The following is a 17,694-nucleotide window of genomic DNA, read 5'->3' as shown; positions in this document are numbered from 1 at the left end:
CGGATGTGCGGGGGTGCGTTTTACGGCAGCAAGGGCGGGCCTCCCGGACGTGCCCGCCCGTCAGATCCGCCGCCGCGCCTTCCGTGCCCGTCGTACGACCGCCGCCGCGCCCAGCAGTGCGACCGTCGCGCCCGCCGCACCGGCCGCCGTCGCGTCCTTGCGGCCGAGCCGTCGTCCGACGACCGTGTGCCGCCCGGAGACCTCCTCCAGCAGCTCCGCGAGCACTTCCTCGTTGGTCCACTGCGGCCGCCATCCCGCGTCGTGCAGCCGGCTGCCGCTCACCACCCAGGGGTACATCGTGTAGGCGAGGTCGCCGGCCGGGGACGGGGTGAGCCCGATGCGGTGCAGCCGGGCCGCCGCGCCGAGCGCGACCGCGGAGGGCAGCTCCATGCGGCGGATCCCGCTGAGCTCCTCGACCTCCTCCTGCTCCAGCCACCCGTCGCAGCCGACGGCCAGCTCGCCCTCGACCTTCTCCAGGACGGCGTACTCCAGGGCGCTGCACAGGTCCTCGACGTGGCAGAACTGCCAGGCGGGCCGCGACCCGGCCACCACCAGCAGCCGGGGCGACTCGAAGTACCTGGTCAGCGCGGTGTCGGTGCCGCCGACGAGCACTCCGGGGCGGACGACGGTGACGTTGAGCCCGGGATGAGCCCGGGGCGCGCGCCGTGCGAGGCGCTCGACCTCCAGGAGGTCGCCGACGCCGGTGGCCTCGGCGGTGGCGCGCAGTTCGGCGTCCTCCGAGAGCGGCAGTTCGTTGTCGGGCAGCGCTCCGTAGACCATCGCCGAGGTGCACAGCACGACCCGGTGGACCCCGGCCGCGGCGGCCGCGGTGAGCACGGTCTGCGTCCCCCGGACGTTGTACGCCGAACGGGCGGCCGGGTCGGTCTCCAGGTCGAGATCGAGCGCCAGATGGACGACGACGTCCGCGCCGCGCAGCTTCTCCGCGATGGCCGGATCCCGTACGTCGAGGATGTGCCACTGCGCCGCCGCGCACTCGCCGCGCCGCTCGTCGATGGCGATGACCTGCTTGATCTCCTCGGAGGCGGCGAGCCGCTCGGTCAGCAGCGCCCCGACCCCGGACGCGGCGCCGGTGACCGCGACGACGGGCCCGCGCACGGCGGGACTGGTTGAGTGGTTTCGCGCTGCGCGAACCTGCGGATCTGGGGAACTCACCGGGCGTCTCCAGCGGTTGTCTTCAGTACGGATGCGCGTGACGCGTCCGGACCAGGTGGCATCCATCCTGCCGCAGGCCGGGTCTCGGCGAAGCACTGAGGCCCGATCGGCCCGCGGTGTCTACGCTGGGTGGTGTTGAAGGGCAGTCGTGCCGTCGGAGAGAACCGGCGGCCTTAACAGCCGAGGAATCCCGTGAGTGACACCCCATTCGGATTCGGCCTTCCGCCGGAGGAGCCGGACGACGGCGACGAGGGCAAGAAGAAGGACCAGGAGAGCGGTGGTGGTCAGGGACCGGCCAACCCGTTCGGATTTGGCGGCCTGCCAGGTGCCGGGGGCTTTGGCGGCCCCGGCGCGGACAATCCGCTCGCAGCCATGTTCGGCTCGCTGAACCCCAACGACCTGGGCGCCGCGTTCCAGCAGCTGGGCCAGATGCTCTCGTACGAGGGCGGCCCGGTGAACTGGGACATGGCCAAGCAGATCGCCCGCCAGACGGTCTCCCAGGGCACGCAGGACGGCGTCAAGGACGCAAGCATCGGCCCCGCCGACCGCAGCGCGGTCGAGGAGGCCGTGCGGCTGGCGGACCTGTGGCTGGACGACGCGACCTCGCTGCCGTCCGGTGCCGGCACCGCCGTGGCGTGGTCCCGCGCGGAGTGGGTCGAGGCGACCCTTCCGGCCTGGAAGGAGCTCGTGGACCCGGTCGCCGAGCGCGTCGGCGCGGCCATGGGCGACGTCCTGCCGGAGGAGATGCAGGCCATGGCGGGCCCGCTGATCGGCATGATGCGCTCCATGGGCGGCGCCATGTTCGGCACGCAGATCGGGCAGGCCGTGGGCGTGCTCGCGGGCGAGGTCGTCGGCTCGACCGACATCGGCCTGCCGCTCGGCCCGGTCGGCAAGGCCGCGCTGCTGCCGCTGAACATCCAGGCGTTCGGCAAGGACCTGGGCGTCCCGCAGGAGGAGGTGCGGCTCTACCTCGCCCTGCGCGAGGCGGCCCACCAGCGTCTCTTCGCGCACGTGCCGTGGCTGCGCTCGCACCTGTACGGCGCGGTCGACGGGTACGCGCGCGGGATCAAGGTCGACACCGCCAAGCTGGAGGACGTGGTCGGCCAGTTCGACCCGGCGAATCCGGAGCAGCTGCAGGACGCCCTCCAGCAGGGCATGTTCCAGCCGGAGGACACCCCGGAGCAGAAGGCCGCCCTGGCCCGTCTGGAGACGGCTCTGGCGCTCGTCGAGGGCTGGGTCGACGCGGTGGTCCACGCGGCCGCGAAGCCGCGCCTGACGTCCGCCGACGCGCTCCGCGAGACCCTGCGCCGCCGCCGCGCGACGGGTGGTCCCGCCGAGCAGACGTTCGCCACGCTGATCGGCCTGGAGCTGCGCCCGCGCCGCCTGCGCGACGCTTCCCGCCTGTGGGCCTCGCTCACGGACGCGCGCGGTGTCGACGGCCGGGACGGCCTGTGGGCCCACCCGGACATGCTGCCGACGGCCTCCGACCTGGACGACCCGGACGGCTTCGTGCACCGCGAGCAGATGGACTTCTCCGAGCTGGACAAGATGCTCGGCGAGGCGGCGAGCGGCACCGCGGAGAAGCCGAACCTGACGAAGGACGAGGACTCCAAGGACGACGACACCGAGTGAGCCTGTACGACGACGCGGTCCTCGTACTGAAGAGCTACGAGGACCAGACGGACCTGCGCCAGGCCTACCTGGACCACCTGGCCGGCCACCCGGACGGCATGTGGAAGTCCTGCCACGCCGGGCATGTGACGGCGAGCGCCCTGGTGATCGACCCCGAGCAGGGGCGCGTGCTGCTCACCCTGCACAAGAAGCTGCGGATGTGGCTCCAGATGGGCGGCCACTGCGAGCCGGAGGACACCTCCCTGGAGGCGGCGGCCCTGCGCGAGGCCACGGAGGAGTCCGGCATCACCGGCCTGACTCTCCTGCCGGGCGGCCCGGTCCGCCTGGACCGCCACGCGATCCCCGCGCCGTGCCACTTCCACTACGACGTGCAGTACGCGGTGCTGGCACCCCCCGGCGCCGTCCAGGAGATCAGCGACGAGTCCCTCGACCTGCGCTGGTTCCCCTACGACGAGGTGGCGGCCGTAGCGGACGAGTCGGTGTTGCGGCTGCTGGAGGCGACGCGCGCCAGGTTGTGAAGGCCGGGCACGTGTAAGGGGCGCTCGCGATGGCGGGCGCCCCTTACGTTGGTTTTCCGGACGGTCAGCTCCAGGCGTTGCCCTGGTTCTGGGCGTGCACGCCCTGCTGGCCCATGCCGAACTGGGCGGCGAGGCCCTGGCCGATCGCGGCGTTCTGCGGCGGGAGCAGTTCGCTGGGCTGGACGAGGGCGTAACCGCTGCCCATGAAGCTCAGCTCCCAGCCCTCGCCGGTGTTGCCGCGGCGCCGCCACACCCCGGAGGAGTGCGTCTGGGCCTGCATCTGGACACGCAGACCGGTGGACCAGGCGACGATCGCGTCGGCGTCGCAGTTGACGTACTTGTCGGGCGTGACCTGCATCATCAGGGGCGCGCCCGAGGTCATCAGGGCGACCTTTCCGCGGCCGGTGATGTTGAGCTGGTACTTCCCCGAGCCGGAGATGCCGTACTGGCTGTCCACGGCGATGACCTCGTGGTGCAGCGAGGAGTCCATCGCGAGGACGTAGCTGCTGTCGACGGTCAGGCCGTCCTGTTCCACATCCACTACGTGGATGTGCTGGGCGAGGTTGGCGAGGAAGACCGTGCCCTGCCCGTGGCAGCGCATCAGGCTGAGTCCCTCGCCGGTGGCCGCGCGGGCGTAGGCCTGCTGGGTGTTCTGGTACTCGGCGTCGAACTCGACGAGCCCCTGGTAGGCGACCATCGTGCCCTTGCGGGCGAGGATGTCGTCGTGGCCCTCCAGGACGATGCGCAGCATCTGCTTGTTCTGCAGGCTGTAGCGGTCCTGGGACTGCGAGTCGTTGAACGCGAAAAGCGGGCTCTGCATGGTGTCCTGTTCCCCCTCAGCCCCGGAACCGGAGACGGTCGGTGCTGTCCTCGCTGGGCTGGACGACGACGATGCCCGTCCCGGAGAAGGCCATCTGGTAGGCCTCGCCGCTGCCCCGGCCGATGAGCGACTGCGCCTTGAAGCTGCGCTTGCCCTTCACCTTGAGGTTCGGGGACCAAGCGACGAGCGCGTCCGGGTCGACGTACGTCTCGTCCTCGCCACCGCCGCAGTCGACGACGATCGGCGTACCGCGGGAGGTCAGCGCGACCCACCCCTGGCCGCTGATCTTCGTGTTCCACAGGCCCTGTCCGGCGAACTTCGCGAGCCCCTTGACCCGCTCCACGCCCCAGGTGAGGTGGGCGTCGAAGGCGAGCAGGTTGGTGGCGTTGACGGAGATGCCATCGTCGTTGAGGTTGATCACGACGACGTCCGCGCCGTAGTCGGCGAGGTAGAGCAGTCCGTCACCGGAGCACTTCATCAGGGGCGCGCCCTCCCCGGTCATCCAGTCGCGCGCGATCTGGCGCACGGCCGGCGGGTTGGGCTCGTACTGGATGAAGCCCTCGTAGGCGATCATCGAGCCCACGCGCGCGAAGAGGTCGCTGCCGGTCTGCATGGCGACCTTCAGCATGTTGTTGCCGTGGTTCTCCATGCGGGCGGAGACGGGTGCGGGGGCGTAGCCCGCGAGCGGCTGGTTCATGACGGGCTCCCTCAGACCTCGTACGGCTGGACGACGATGAAGTTGCCGGGGGCTGCCCGGAACTGCAGGTTGACGCTCTCCCCGGTGTCGCCCGGATAGGCGTTGCGGCGCATCCGGACCTGGCTGGAGACGATCACCTGGGCGGCCGCGGACCAGGCGACGACCGCGTTGCAGTCGGCGAACGTGGTCGGCGTGACCGGCAGCACGACGGGCGAGCCGTGGGTCTTCACGACGATGGTGCCGGTCCCCTGGAACTGCATCGTGAACAGCGCGCCCCCGGGGATGCCATGTCCCTCGATGCGTCTGACCTCGTACTGGAGGCTCTCGTCGAAGGCGAGGACGTTCTCCGCGGAGACGCAGATCGCGTCCCCCTGGAGCTCGACGGGGTGCAGGTGGGTGGAGTTCTCGGCGAGGAACACCTGGCCCTGGCCGGTGCAGCGCATCAGCTGCATCTCCTGGCCGGTCGCGTTGCCGACGAGCCGTCCGGCGAACCCGGCGCCCTTGTAGCCGAAGTCGACCTTGCCCTGGTAGAGCACCATGCTGCCCTGGCGGGCCAGTACGGGCTGGCCGCCGATGCCGAGGTCGACGCGGATCAGCTTCTTGTTCTGCTGCGTCCAGCGCTGCCCGGTGGGCGTCTCCTTGAACTTCTCCAGCGCGGCCGACACACCGGCGCCCTGGGGAGAACCCTGGGGCACTCCGTAGCCGGCGGCCTGGGCCGGGACCTGCCCGTATCCGGGAGGCGCGGGAGGCTGCTGGCCATATCCAGGAGGCGCGGGCGGCTGGCCGTAGCCAGGGGGCGGAGTCGGCTGGCCGTAGCCGGGCGGCGGGCCCGGCGCGTGCGGGGCCTGGGGCTGCGCGTAGCCGGGCGGCGGAGGCGGGGTCTGGCCGGGGGCCTGCTGTCCGTACGGCGCCTGCGGCTGGCCGTAGGGCGCGGGCACGGGACCCGGGGGCGGCACGGTGCCCGCCCCGGGCGGGGTCATGGGCGCGATGATGGTCGGGGCGGCATGCACGGAGGGCGCGGGCGCCGGCGGGGGTGTGTACCCCTGCGGGACGGGCTGGGGGGCGGGGGCCGGAGCGGCGGGGGCGCCGAACGCGGGCGGGGCGAAGCCTGGGGCGGCACCCGACTGCGGCGGCGCGGGCTGCGTCTGCTGCGGCTCGGGGGCCTCCTCCGCGACCTCGCCGCCGAAGTTCTTCAGCAGCGCTTCGAGGCCGCCGTCGAAGCCCTGGCCGACGGCGGCGAACCGCCAGACGTCCTTCAGGTAGAAGTCCCCCAGCATCACGGCCCGCTCGGTGGTGAACTCCGAACCGTTGAACGAGTAGCGGGCCACCTCCTCGCCGCCCGCGACGATACGGACGTACCCGGGGGCGATCTGCGACATCTGCCCGGCGCCGTCGAGCGTCGCCGTGAACGCCAGCTTGTGGATCTGCGGCGGGATCTTGTCGAGCGTGACCCGGAAGGACTCCGAGTCGCCCGCCTGGGGACCCAGGAGCTGGATGGACTCCTCGGGGGACTTCGGCTGGTTGAAGAACACGAAGTACCGGTCGTCCGAGAGCCGTTCCTCGGCGTCGAGGCCGAAGCAGCTGATGTCGAACGTCAGCCCGGGGCCGGTGATCTGCACACCTACGTACAGATCCGTGCCCGCGGTGAGGTCACTGATCTTGGCCTTGTGGCCGCGTTGGAATTCCCTGGCCATGCGTAACGACCGTCCCCCATCCCGATGCAAGTGAGTCGCGCCAGGCTAACGGCAATCACTGACACCGGAGGAAGTCGGTACAGACCCGGTACACAATCCCCCACAAGAGGGCCTCACTCGTCGCGGGCACCCGGCGGATGGGGCAGCCGCTCGGCCGCGACCACGCCTTCGAGGTAACCCTTGGCCCGCTCGGTGCGCGGATACGCCTCCAGGAGCCGCCAGAACCGCGGCCCGTGTCCGGGCACCAGGAGATGCGCCAGTTCGTGCAGCAGCACGTAGTCGACGACGTACTCGGGCATGCCCTGCAGCCGGTGGGAGAGGCGGATGCTGCCCTCGGAGGGAGTGCAGGAGCCCCAGCGCGTGTTCTGGTTGGTCACCCAGCGCACGGAGGTGGGCCGGGCGCGGCCGTCGAAGTACTGGGCCGACAGTCGCTCGGCGCGCTCGGACAGCTCGGCGTCGCCCAGCACGCGTTTGCTTTCCTGGGCGGCCAGCTTGTCGAGCATGACGGTGACCCAGCGCTTCTCCTCCGCCTCGGACATGCGGGCGGGGATGAGCACGACGGTGCGATCGCCCTCGCGGTACGCGGAGACCGTTCTGCGCCGACGCGCACTCCTGCGGACCTCGATCGCGCTCGCCCCCGAGCCGCCTGGCGGCTGGCTCGTCGTACTGCGCTGTGGTTTTCCGGCGCTGTGCAGTGGGTCGGCGGGCACGCCACGACGTTACCCTCTGCACACGCGGGAAGTCCCGACTCCGGGGCGGTTTCGGTATCGATCCGCCACCAAGCGTTTGATTTGTACGACGAATCCCACAGCCTGTGGACAACTTTCTGCACCCGACGCCCGGGCCGGGCAGGCTGGCATCGCAGGCGGAGCACCGAACGGTTCCGCCGGCACACGGGACGTACTTCCTAAGGGCTACGGGGGCCTGTCATGCATCCGATGGTGAAGCCCGCGCTGCGGCGCGGCTGGCGCGATCTCCACACCGTGCAGTTCGGGATGACACCGGCGCACGCGCTGACTTTGGGCCCGATGGACACGGCGACGGGCAATTTCCTGGACCTGCTGAACGGCACGCGCGGGCTGCCCCTCCTGCGCGAGGAGGGCCGGCGGATGGATCTGCCCGAGGGCCAGGTGGACCAGCTGGTGGAGAGGCTGACGCACACGGGACTGCTCGACGACGCGAGGGGCGGCGGGCCCGCGGCCGATGCCCTCCGCGCGAAGAAGGACGTCCTCGACCGGCTGCGCCCGGACCTCGCGTCGCTCTCCCTGATCACCGGTGAGCCGGGCGAGTCGATGGGCCGTCTGGCGGCGCGCCGCGAACTGCGGGTACAGGTGAGAGGCGCGGGCCGGGTGGGCGCGGTGCTGGCCGCGCTGTTGTCGGGCGCGGGCGTCGGCGAGGTCGACGTGCGCGACGGCGGTCACACCGAGCCCTGGGACGTCGCTCCGGGCGGACTGCCCGCGGAGGCGGTCGGCGAGCGCCGGGACGAGGCGGCGCGCCGCGCGGTACGCCGGGCGGCACCGGACCGTCCGCCCCGCCGGACCTCGCGGGCCGCGTCGGAGGAGAGCGACCCCGGTTTCTCGCTGGTGATCCTCGCCCCTCGTGACGACGTCGCCGTGTACGCGCCGGACCCGGCCGCCGCCACCGGCCTGATCGTCTCGGGGACCCCTCATCTGTATGCCGGTGTGGTGGAGGCCACGGGAGTCGTGGGCCCGCTGGTCCTGCCCGGCGAGACGTCCTGCGCGGGCTGCCTGCACCACGCGCGCACCGACCGCGATCCGACCTGGCCGCGTCTGGTCGCGCAGTGGCGCTCCGGCAGACAGCCGCAGGTACGGCCGTGCGACCTGACGCTGGCCACGACCGTCGCCGGGCTCGCGGCCGCGCACGCGCTCGCCTTCCTGGACGGGCGGTCGCCGTCGAGCGCGGGCGCGCGGTGGGAGGTCTCGCTCCCCGGTCTGCACTGGCACGCGCGACCGGTCTGGGCGCATTCCGGCTGCCCGTGCGGAGCCGCGGAGAAGGGTGCGAAGAAAGGTAAGGAGGGACACACCTCTACGGACGAGGATCGACACGCGACAATGGGAGAGGACCGGCCGTCGAGGGATGTGCGCCGTAAGGCAGACTCGGCCCGGCCGGCCGGGACTTGGAGGGCGCATGTCTGATCTTCCCCGCAAGGCGGTCACCCGCACCGCCAAGCTCGCCGCGCTCCCGCTCGGCTTCGCCGGGAGAGCGACGTGGGGGCTCGGGAAACGGATCGTGGGCGAGTCCGCGGAGATCGTCGGCCGCGAGCTGCAACAGCGCACGGCGGAGCAGCTGTTCAAGGTGCTCGGCGAGCTCAAGGGCGGTGCGATGAAGTTCGGGCAGGCGCTGTCCGTCTTCGAGTCGGCGCTGCCCGAGGAGGTCGCCGGTCCCTACCGCGCCGCGCTGACCAAGCTCCAGGAGGCGGCGCCGCCGATGCCGACGCGCACAGTGCACGGTGTGCTGGCGGAGCGGCTCGGCGAGGACTGGCGGGAGCTGTTCCTGGAGTTCGAGGACAAGCCCGCGGCGGCCGCGTCGATCGGCCAGGTGCACCGGGCGGTGTGGCACGACGGCCGTGAGGTCGCGGTCAAGGTGCAGTACCCGGGCGCCGGCGAGGCCCTCCTGTCCGACCTGACCCAACTGAGCCGATTCGCCCGCCTGTTGGGCCCGCTCATCCCCGGGATGGACATCAAGCCCCTCATCGCCGAGCTCCGTGACCGGGTCTCCGAGGAACTGGACTACGGCTTGGAGGCGCAGGCCCAGCAGGCGCACGCGGAGGAGTTCGAGGGCGACCCGGACGTCGTGGTGCCCGCCGTGGTCCACCAGTGCGACCAGGTCCTGGTCACGGAGTGGATCGACGGGATCCCGCTGTCGGAGGTGATCGCCGACGGCACCGAGGAGCAGCGTGACCGGGCAGGCCAGCTCCTGGCCCGCTTCCTCTTCTCCGGTCCGGCCCGTACGGGTCTTCTCCACGCGGACCCGCATCCGGGCAACTTCCGTCTGCTGCCCGCCGATCCGGACGGCAAGGGCGACTGGCGTCTTGGCGTCCTGGACTTCGGCACGGTCGACCGCCTCCCCGGCGGTCTGCCGACGCCCATCGGCGACTCTCTGCGCATGACCCTCGACGGCGACGCCGAGGCGGTCTACGAACTGCTGCGCACGGAGGGCTTCGTCAAGGAGTCGATAGAGCTGGACCCCGACGCCGTCCTCGACTACCTCGTGCCGATCATCGAGCCGGCCCAGGTCGACGCGTTCACCTTCAGCCGCGGCTGGATGCGCAGCCAGGCCGCCCGGATCGCCGACCCCCGCTCCCCCGCCCACCAGTTGGGCAAGCAGCTCAACCTGCCTCCGGCGTATCTCCTGATACACCGGGTGACATTGAGCACAATCGGCGTGCTGTGCCAGTTGGGTGCGACGGTGCGGCTGCGCGATGAGCTGGAGGAGTGGCTGCCGGGGTTCGTACCGGAGGACCCGGACGAGTACGAGGAGTTCCTGGACGAGGAGGATCCCGCGGCGGAGGCGTGAGCCGAGCCGCGGGTGGCGCGCGCCGACCAGCTGACGGCGCGCGTACGGCCTACCACCAGGCCGAGTCCAGCCGTCCCTCGATCGCCCTGAGGTTCTCTCTGGCGCAGGTGTCGCAGAAGTAGTGCCGGGTTCCGTTCTCCACGGAGCAGGTCCAGGTGGGCTGTGGGTCTTCGGACCTGGTGCCGCAGCGGGCGCACACGAGGGACCGCGGTTCCGTGGTGAAGGCGCTGGTGTCACTGCCTCCGGGAAGACTCGTCACGCGGCGACGATATCTCCGTAGCCGGGGATCGGCGGCCGGAACGCACCGCGGGGCCGGTCCGTTCGGACGGACCGGCCCCGCGGGGGAGTTTTCGCCTCCCGGGGTCGGGAGGCCACCGCTTCAGGTGGGAGCGGTTACTGCATGACGGCCATGGCGAGCGCACGGCGGGCGCGCATCGAGGCGCGCTCGGCCCGGCGCTGCATCCGGCGAGCGGTCACCAGGCGCATGGCCCGGCGTTCCCGCTCGGCCTCGTGCAGGCGGTCGTGCATATGCGCACGAGCCAGGGCTTCTGGAATGAGTTGCATCTCTCGGGTCCTGTTCTGGCGCGACTCGGTCGCACCCGGGGTGGTGAAGTCTGGGATCGCGGAGCCCGCGGGCTCGCTGGGAGTGGACGGCTTCATCGGGGCCTGCTTCTTGGGGTCGTGCGTGAGGGGGCGGTCGATCGTTCCGAAGATGTTCATGCCGTGACCGGGTTCTTGCGCGGACGGCCACGCGGCCGCTTGCGGGCCACGACGACACCCTGGACGAAGAGCTCGCCACCCCAGACGCCCCAGGGCTCGCGCCGCTCCTTGGCGCCGGCGAGGCAGGCCTCGATCAGCGGGCAGGTGCGGCAGAGGGACTTGGCGTACTCGACGTCTGCCGGCGACTCGGCGAAGAAGACCTCCGGGTCGTAGGAACGGCAGGGGACGGGCACGCCCAGGTTCTCGATGGCGTCGTCGAGCGCGGTGAGCGTAGTGAGCGGAGTCAAGGTGGAGTCCTCCGTGAGGCCGGGCGGGGGGATCGTTTCGGAAGGCGGTACGGACGGGGCGTGCGCTTCGAGTTGCACGGTTGTTCTTCCTCGTCTGGTCGGTCCGGCCCTGTTGGGCCGGTTGTCGGCTGGGTACCGGGTTCTTTTCTTGTCCCGAGGCCCCTTCGCTCCGTCGTCCCCGTTTGGGGAAAACAGAAGGGCCGCGGATCCCGGGTGGGGTTCCGCGGCCCTGAAGGCGCCGGCCTGATCGATCAGGCTGGATCACTCCAGGGTTCTGGCCCACGGAAGGCCCACATCTGGTGGTGCTGCGTCGTCTGCTTCCGGCTTCCGGCACCGGGTGCAAAGGCATAGGCCTGCGCCTGTGCCCCTACTGCTTCCAGTGCCTTGGTCGGTCGCTCATTGCGCTCACGGACGGGAAGGACCGCGAGAGACAGGGCGGACGCCGGACGGGCGGCAGAAATGCCGGACAGACCGGTGTCCAGGTTCGAAACGCCGAGGATGCACAGGGAGACGACCGAGGGATCGGTCATTTTCACGGTGCTGCTGGAGCGGGTGTTGATGCTGATCACTGGAATCGCCTCCTCTCGGCGTCTCGGGGGACCGGGGGTGAGACCGGTCCTTCGGATATGCAAGTACAGCACGGAATCAGGGCCTTCGAGAAGGCCCCCTGTTCCCGTGTCTAAGAACCTATGGGGATTGCTGGGGCATGCGCAAACTATTTTCTCGACGAGTTTGAATCAGTCCTCCGCGACACCCTCCGCAGGCTCCTGACCGCCGCAGATGGCCAGGACGTCGGCCCCGTAGCGGTTGAGCTTGCGGACGCCGACGCCGGGGATCCGCGCGAGTTCGCCGTCGTCGTCGGGGACGGTCTCGGCGATGGCCATCAGGGTCTTGTCGGTGAAGACGCAGAAGGCGGGCTGACCGCTGCGCTGCGCCTGGACCTCCCGCCACTCGCGCAACCGCTCGTAGAGGCCCTCGTCCATGTCCGAAGGGCAGTCCTCGCAGCGCATCAGCTTCATCTCACCGGCCTCGGTGAGAGTGCGGCCGCAGACCCGGCAGCGGGCCACGGTGCGCTGCGTCCGCCGTGGGACGGCTTTGGGGCCGCTGCCCGTGAAGCCGCGCTCGATGCCTCCGGGGGCCACCGTGCCGGGCCTGGCCGCACCGCCGGTCGAGCCGGGGCGCAGGCCGTCCAGGAAGCGGCTGGGGCGGCGGTTGGGGCGTCCGCCGGGTGAGCGGGAGAGGGCCCAGGAGACGTGGAGCCGCTCTCTGGCGCGGGTGACGCCGACGTACAGGAGGCGGCGCTCCTCCTCGATCTGTTCGTCGGTCTTCGCGTACGTGATGGGCATCATGCCCTCGGCGACGCCGACCAGGAAGACGACGTCCCACTCCAGTCCCTTGGCCGAGTGCAGGGAGGCGAGGGTGACGCCCTGGACGGTCGGGGCGTGCTGGGCGTTGGCCCGCTCGTCGAGTTCGGCGACCAGGTCGGCGAGGGTGGCCCCGGGTTTCGCCGCGGCGAAGTCCTGGGCGAGGTTGACCAGGGCCGCCAGCGACTCCCAGCGCTCTCTGACGGCGCCGGAGCCGGCCGGGGGCTCGGTGGTCCAGCCCTCGCCGGAGAGGACGGCACGGACCTGGGAGGGCAGGTCGATGACGTCGTCCAGGAGGGAGTCGTTGCCGCCGAAGCGGGCCGCGCCGCGCAGGGCGATGCCGGCCTTGCGCACCTCGGGCCGGTCGAAGAACCGCTCGGCGCCACGCAGTTGGTAGGGCACCCCGGCGTCGGCGAGGGCCTGTTCGTAGGTCTCGGACTGGGAGTTCGTGCGGACCAGGATCGCGATCTCGCTCGCCGGGACGCCCGCGTCCATGAGGTCGCGGATGCGGCGAGCGGCGCCCTCGGCCTCGGCGGGCTCGTCGGTGTACTCGACGTAGACGGGCTCGGGGCCCGCGGCACGCTGGGAGATCAGCTCCAGCCGGTGGTCGGCGGCACGGCCGCGGGCCTGGGAGAGCAGGCCGTTGGCGAGGTGGACGACCTGGGGGGTTGAGCGGTAGTCGCGGACCAGCTTGACGACGGTGGCGCCGGGGTGGCGGGTGCGGAAGTCGAGCAGGTGGTCCGGCGTCGCCCCGGTGAAGGAGTAGATCGTCTGGCTGGCGTCGCCGACGACGCACAGACTGTCGCGGTCGCCCAGCCACAGCTCCAGGAGGCGCTGCTGGAGCGGGCTGACGTCCTGGTACTCGTCGACCACGAAGTGCTGGTACTGCGAGCGGACCTGCTCGGCGATGTCCTGCCGGTCCTGGAGGACGGCGACAGTCAGCAGCAGGACGTCCTCGAAGTCGATGACCGCGCGGTCGCGCTTGACGTCCTCGTAGGCGGCGTAGAGCTGGGCGATCTCGGCGGGGGTGCGGGGGACGTCGCGGCCTGCCTTGGCCGCCGCCGCCGGGTAGTCGGAGGGCACGGTCTGGGTGACCTTGGACCACTCGATCTCACCGGTGACGTCCCGCAGTTCGCCGCGGTCGAGGCGGATGCGGCAGGCGGCCGCCGCGTCGGCGACGAGCTGGATCTTGCGGTCGACGAGCCGGGGCATGGCGCCGCCGATCGCTTTCGGCCAGAAGTACTGCAGCTGGCGCAGCGCGGCCGAGTGGAACGTGCGTGCCTGGACTCCGGTGGCGCCGAGCTGGCGCAGTCGGCCGCGCATCTCGCCGGCGGCGCGGTTGGTGAAGGTGACGGCCAGCACGCTGGAGGACTGCAGGACACCCGCGCGCACTCCGTAGGCGATCCGGTGGGTGATCGCCCGTGTCTTGCCCGTGCCGGCGCCCGCCAGCACGCACACCGGGCCGCGCAGGGCGGTCGCCACCTCGCGCTGCTCGGGGTCGAGTCCTTCGAGCACCGCGTCGGCCGAGTCCGGTACCTGCGGGAAGAGGGAGGAGTGCGTTGCTGCTGTCACACGGCCATGCTGCCAGGTCGCCGGAGACAGATGAGTCGGTTGTCCACAGGGAGGCCCCCGCAGTCGTACTTATGCGGCAGGCGTCACGTGCCGCTGGACTCCCCCGGCGGGAATGGAGGCCGTGTCGCGTACGTTTCCACGTCTGCGAGGTCGTATCCCCCGAGCTGTTGAGGAGCGCGAGAGAATGTCGGGCACTGTGACGATGTACAGCACAACGTGGTGCGGTTACTGCCGTCGGCTGAAGAGCCAGATGGACCGCGAGGGAATCGCGTACAACGAGATCAACATCGAGCAGGACCCGGCTTCGGCGGCGTTCGTCGAGAAGGCGAATGGCGGGAATCAGACGGTGCCCACCGTTCTGGTGGTTCCCGCCCAGGGCGGCTCCGAGGTCGTCATGACGAACCCGAGCCTTGCCCAGGTGAAGCAGGCGCTCGGCGCCTGAACGACGGTCGGCGCACACGGCTCCAAAGAGGGCGGTCCCTGATGTCAGGGGCCGCCCTCTTTGTCGTTCTCCTCAGGAGACCGGTTTGTCCCACACGGCGACGTAGCGCCACAGGAGTCGGCGCCGGAACCGGGCCCCTGGCAACATGCGCCGGACGGCTGCGCGCGCCTCTCCCCAGCACATGGCCGAGTCCTCGACCGGCATGCCGACGGGTCCGAGTTTGCCGCCGTTCCGTCGGGTCAGGAACCGGCTAACGGGCAGTCCGCAGCCGCTGATCACCCAGTCCAGGAGCGTGCGGTTGTACGCCATGCCGACGATCACCAGTCGGCCGCCGGGAGCCAGCAGACTCACGAGCCGTACCACCGCGTCCTCGAACTCCGTGTGGTGGACGACGGCGACCGCGCTGACGAAGTCGTACGTGCCTTCGGCGAGTGAGGTGGCGTCGAGGTAGTCCGCCTCTACGAAGGTGACGTTTTCCGGCGCGTCCACGTGGGCGAGCCGGATCATCTGCGGCGAACGGTCCACGCCCGTCACGGACCCGGCTCTGCCCGCCAGCTTGCGGGCCAGCAGGCCGTCCCCGCAGCCGACGTCCAGGGCTGTGCGGCAGCCGGCGGGCACGGCGTCCACCACCACGGGGTGGTAGTGGACATTGTGGTTCCAGTACGGGTCGGTCGTCCGCACCCCACTCATCCGCGCCCCGCCATCCGGCCTCCGGGCCGCCTCAGACGAAGGTGCGCGTCGGCAGGGGCTTGCCGTACCAGAGCTCGATCAGGCGGGCCGCGATCGAGATGCCGTACGGAGGCAGCACCTCTTCGGACTCGAAGGCCGCCCGCAGTTCCTCGCGGGAGAACCAGCGGGCCTCGTGGATCTCGTCGCCGTCCACGTTGATGTCGGTCGAGGTGGCGCGGGCCATGAAGCCGAGCATGAGGCTGGACGGGAAGGGCCAGGGCTGGCTGGCGACGTACTCGACGTGGCCGACGGTGATGCCGGCCTCCTCGAAGACCTCGCGGCGTACCGACTGCTCGATGGACTCGCCGGGCTCCACGAAGCCGGCGAGCGTCGAGAAGCGGCCCTCGGGCCAGTGGACCTGGCGGCCGAGCAGGATGCGGTCCTCCTCGTCGGTGACGGCCATGATCACGGCGGGGTCGGTGCGCGGGTAGTGCTCGGCGCCGCAGGCGGGGCAGCGGCGGATGTGGCCGGCCGCGGCGATCACCGTGCGCTCGCCGCAGCGGGAGCAGAAGCGGTGCAGGCGCTGCCAGTTCTCCAGGGCGACCGCGTGCACCATGAGGCCCACGTCCCGGGCGGACAGCAGGAGGCCCGCCTCGCGCAGGCCCGCGGGGCGCGCCGACTGGTCGATACGGCCGGGCAGGGCGTCCTTCTGGAGGGCGAAGTAGCTGACGCCGTCGTCGTCGGTGCCCAGGAAGTAGCGGTGGGCCTCGGTGAGGGGGGCCTCGAAGGACGGGGTCATGACGAGTTCGGTCTTGCCGTCGGGTGTCTCGTCGATGAGGACCTGGCCGCCGGAGACCACGAAGCAGCGGGTGGTGGGGTGGCTCCACGCCGCGGCGAGCCAGGCCTCGTCGAGCCGGTGGTGGGCGGCTCGGTCGATGCCGCTCGGGGCGGTGAGCGAGATGGGTCGGTCGGCTGTGTGGTCGGTCCAGGTGGTCACGGGTGCTTCCAACTCCCCCGGCAATGCGGATTGTTTCGGCGGGCGGTTCAGCGGGACGTACGGCAGGAGGCGACCGGGTCCGGCGGGGACGGGGTGTGCGGGGCGGTTCTTCCAGTGTGCCTCGCGCGCGTGGCCGTTCCGGTCGCGCGGGATCGTCAGGGCGCGCGGCGCCAGGTGTCGGCGAGGTCCCCCCACAGGTGGGCGGTGGTTTCGACGCCCTTCAGGAGAAGGTCGATCTCGACCTTCTCGTTCGGGGCGTGCCAGCCGTCGGAGGGGACGGAGATGCCCAGGAAGAGGACAGGTGCCCCGAGGACTTCCTGGAGGTCGGCGGCCGGTCCCGAGCCGCCCTCGCGGGTGAAGAGGACCGGTTTCTCGAAGGCGCGGCCCATCGCGCGGACGACGGACTGCAGGGCCGGGTGATCGAGGGGTGTCAGGCACGGACGCGTGGCCGCGCTGAAGGTGATCTCCTGCCGGATTCCGTCGGGCACCTGCTCGGCGGCCCAGGCTCGGACGACCTTCTCGATGTGGTCGGGGTCCTGGCCCGCGACCAGCCGGAAGGAGAGCTTCACCATGGCCGAGGACGGGATGATCGTCTTGCTGCCGGGGCCCTGGTAGCCGCCGCCGATGCCGTTGACCTCAGCGGTGGGGCGGGCCCAGACGCGCTCCAGGGTGGTGTGTCCGGCCTCGCCGTGGGTGGCGTGCGACTTGGCGGTGCGCAGCCACTCCTTCTCGTCGAAGGGCAGCTCGGCGAAGAGCTCGCGCTCCTGGTCGGTGAGTTCGACGATGCCGTCGTAGAAGCCGGGCACGGCCACGCGTGCGTGCTCGTCGTGCAGTGCGGCGACGAGGCGGGCGGCTGCGGTCGCCGGGTTGGGCACGGCGCCGCCGAAGGAGCCGGAGTGGATGTCCTGGTCGGGGCCGTGCAGCCGGATCTCGCACTCGGCGAGGCCGCGCATGCCGGTGCACACCGTGGGGGTGTCCTCGGACCACATGCCGGTGTCGGAGACGATCACGGAGTCGGCGGCGAGCCGGTCGGCGTGCTCCTCGACGAGCGCCCGGAAGTGCGGGGAGCCGGACTCCTCCTCGCCCTCGACGAGCAGCTTCAGGTGCACGGCCGGGGCGGTGCGGCCGGTGGCGGCGAGGTGGGCGCGGACGCCGAGTGTGTGGAAGAACACCTGGCCCTTGTCGTCGGCCGCCCCGCGCGCGTAGAGGCGGTTCCCGCGGACGACGGGCTCGAAGGGCTCGCTGTCCCAGCCGTCCTCGCGGGCGGCGGGCTGGACGTCGTGATGGCCGTAGACGAGGACCGTGGGTGCCTCGGGGTCGTCGGAGGGCCACTCGGCGAAGACGGCGGGGGCGCCCGGGGTCGGCCAGACCTCGGTGGTGGGGAAGCCGGTCTCCCGGAGCGCGGCGGCGAGCCAGTCCGCGCTGCGCCGGACGTCGGGCGCGTGGTCGGGCTGCGCCGACACGGACGGGATGCGCAGCCACTCGGCGAGGTCGTCGAGGAAGACCGCGCGGTGCTGCTCGATGTACGTGCGGACCGCGCTGACGGCACTGTCAACGGTGTGGCTCATGGTC

The 17,694-nt window shown here is 71.3% G+C and carries 18 protein-coding genes; 5 read left to right on the top strand and 13 right to left on the bottom strand.

The features are described 5' to 3' along the window. Window positions 1-60: 60 nt before the first annotated feature. Window positions 61-1,173: an SDR family oxidoreductase gene (locus OO69_RS19755; RefSeq protein ID WP_033282043.1), complete on the bottom strand. Its 1,113-nt coding sequence runs from the start codon at window positions 1,171-1,173 to the stop codon at window positions 61-63. A gap of 192 nt (window positions 1,174-1,365) precedes the next feature. On the opposite strand from OO69_RS19755, the gene OO69_RS19750 reads away from it, so the two are divergent. Together OO69_RS19750 and OO69_RS19745 are read left to right on the top strand one after the other, a co-directional pair. Next, a complete protein-coding gene (locus OO69_RS19750; RefSeq protein WP_033282042.1) occupies window positions 1,366-2,805 on the top strand; it encodes a zinc-dependent metalloprotease in 1,440 nt (479 codons plus the stop codon). Next, window positions 2,802-3,323 carry an NUDIX hydrolase gene (locus tag OO69_RS19745; protein ID WP_033282041.1) on the top strand — a complete coding sequence of 174 codons (522 nt, stop codon included), beginning with the start codon at window positions 2,802-2,804 and terminating at the stop codon, window positions 3,321-3,323. Before OO69_RS19750 ends, OO69_RS19745 begins: the two co-directional genes overlap by 4 nt. Window positions 3,324-3,387: 64 nt before the next feature. On the opposite strand, the gene OO69_RS19740 is transcribed toward OO69_RS19745, so the two are convergent. The 4 genes from OO69_RS19740 to OO69_RS19725 all read right to left on the bottom strand — a co-directional run bounded on the left by OO69_RS19740 (window position 3,388) and on the right by OO69_RS19725 (window position 7,244). Then, window positions 3,388-4,143: an AIM24 family protein gene (locus OO69_RS19740; RefSeq protein WP_033282040.1), complete on the bottom strand. Its 756-nt coding sequence runs from the start codon at window positions 4,141-4,143 to the stop codon at window positions 3,388-3,390. A gap of 16 nt (window positions 4,144-4,159) precedes the next feature. Further along, window positions 4,160-4,840: an AIM24 family protein gene (locus OO69_RS19735; protein WP_033282039.1), complete on the bottom strand. Its 681-nt coding sequence runs from the start codon at window positions 4,838-4,840 to the stop codon at window positions 4,160-4,162. A gap of 11 nt (window positions 4,841-4,851) precedes the next feature. Further along, window positions 4,852-6,534: a TerD family protein gene (locus OO69_RS19730; protein ID WP_033282038.1), complete on the bottom strand. Its 1,683-nt coding sequence runs from the start codon at window positions 6,532-6,534 to the stop codon at window positions 4,852-4,854. A 113-nt stretch (window positions 6,535-6,647) separates the two neighbouring features. Then, window positions 6,648-7,244, bottom strand: coding sequence for a M48 family metallopeptidase (locus OO69_RS19725; protein WP_033282037.1), 597 nt, complete (start codon window positions 7,242-7,244; stop codon window positions 6,648-6,650). A gap of 219 nt (window positions 7,245-7,463) precedes the next feature. Here OO69_RS19725 and OO69_RS19720 point away from each other — a divergent pair, with 219 nt between their 5' ends. Next, the gene (locus OO69_RS19720; protein ID WP_033282036.1) at window positions 7,464-8,690 is read left to right on the top strand and encodes a ThiF family adenylyltransferase; all 1,227 of its coding nucleotides are present in this window, start codon (window positions 7,464-7,466) and stop codon (window positions 8,688-8,690) included. After that, window positions 8,683-10,071 carry an ABC1 kinase family protein gene (locus OO69_RS19715; protein ID WP_033282035.1) on the top strand — a complete coding sequence of 463 codons (1,389 nt, stop codon included), beginning with the start codon at window positions 8,683-8,685 and terminating at the stop codon, window positions 10,069-10,071. The genes OO69_RS19720 and OO69_RS19715 overlap by 8 nt, the downstream gene beginning before the upstream one ends. Window positions 10,072-10,120: 49 nt before the next feature. Here OO69_RS19715 and OO69_RS19710 read toward each other — a convergent pair whose 3' ends face one another. The 5 genes from OO69_RS19710 to OO69_RS19695 all read right to left on the bottom strand — a co-directional run bounded on the left by OO69_RS19710 (window position 10,121) and on the right by OO69_RS19695 (window position 14,014). After that, the gene (locus OO69_RS19710; RefSeq protein ID WP_033282034.1) at window positions 10,121-10,330 is read right to left on the bottom strand and encodes a hypothetical protein; all 210 of its coding nucleotides are present in this window, start codon (window positions 10,328-10,330) and stop codon (window positions 10,121-10,123) included. A gap of 134 nt (window positions 10,331-10,464) precedes the next feature. Then, the gene (locus OO69_RS19705; protein WP_033282033.1) at window positions 10,465-10,791 is read right to left on the bottom strand and encodes a hypothetical protein; all 327 of its coding nucleotides are present in this window, start codon (window positions 10,789-10,791) and stop codon (window positions 10,465-10,467) included. After that, a complete protein-coding gene (locus OO69_RS19700; RefSeq protein ID WP_019058340.1) occupies window positions 10,788-11,156 on the bottom strand; it encodes a WhiB family transcriptional regulator in 369 nt (122 codons plus the stop codon). The genes OO69_RS19705 and OO69_RS19700 overlap by 4 nt, the downstream gene beginning before the upstream one ends. Before the next feature lie 173 nt (window positions 11,157-11,329). Further along, window positions 11,330-11,647, bottom strand: a complete 318-nt coding sequence (locus OO69_RS50215) for a hypothetical protein (protein WP_078652489.1) — start codon at window positions 11,645-11,647, stop codon at window positions 11,330-11,332. Between the two features lie 168 nt (window positions 11,648-11,815). Beyond that, window positions 11,816-14,014 carry an ATP-dependent DNA helicase UvrD2 gene (locus OO69_RS19695; protein ID WP_078652488.1) on the bottom strand — a complete coding sequence of 733 codons (2,199 nt, stop codon included), beginning with the start codon at window positions 14,012-14,014 and terminating at the stop codon, window positions 11,816-11,818. 184 nt (window positions 14,015-14,198) lie between these two features. Between OO69_RS19695 and OO69_RS19690 the strand changes: the two genes are divergently transcribed. Beyond that, complete coding sequence (locus OO69_RS19690; RefSeq protein WP_033282031.1) at window positions 14,199-14,456, top strand: mycoredoxin; 258 nt, start codon at window positions 14,199-14,201, stop codon at window positions 14,454-14,456. Between the two features lie 72 nt (window positions 14,457-14,528). Here the strand turns inward: OO69_RS19690 and OO69_RS19685 are convergent, their stop codons facing one another. From OO69_RS19685 to OO69_RS19675, 3 genes are all read right to left on the bottom strand, one after another. Beyond that, entirely contained in the window at window positions 14,529-15,146 is a 618-nt protein-coding gene (locus OO69_RS19685; protein ID WP_033282030.1) for a class I SAM-dependent methyltransferase, read from the bottom strand. 31 nt (window positions 15,147-15,177) lie between these two features. Further along, window positions 15,178-16,122, bottom strand: coding sequence for an NAD(+) diphosphatase (gene nudC, locus OO69_RS19680; protein WP_033282029.1), 945 nt, complete (start codon window positions 16,120-16,122; stop codon window positions 15,178-15,180). Window positions 16,123-16,277: 155 nt separating this feature from the next. Further along, window positions 16,278-17,690 (bottom strand): dipeptidase, encoded by a 1,413-nt coding sequence (locus OO69_RS19675; protein ID WP_033282148.1) that lies wholly within the window; start codon window positions 17,688-17,690, stop codon window positions 16,278-16,280. Between the last annotated feature and the right edge of the window lie 4 nt (window positions 17,691-17,694).

This window comes from Streptomyces sp. NRRL F-525 (genome assembly GCF_000716605.1).
Taxonomy (GTDB): domain Bacteria; phylum Actinomycetota; class Actinomycetes; order Streptomycetales; family Streptomycetaceae; genus Streptomyces.
The sequence above is the reverse complement of the archived record's forward strand: the minus strand, read 5'-3'. Positions and strand labels throughout refer to the sequence as shown.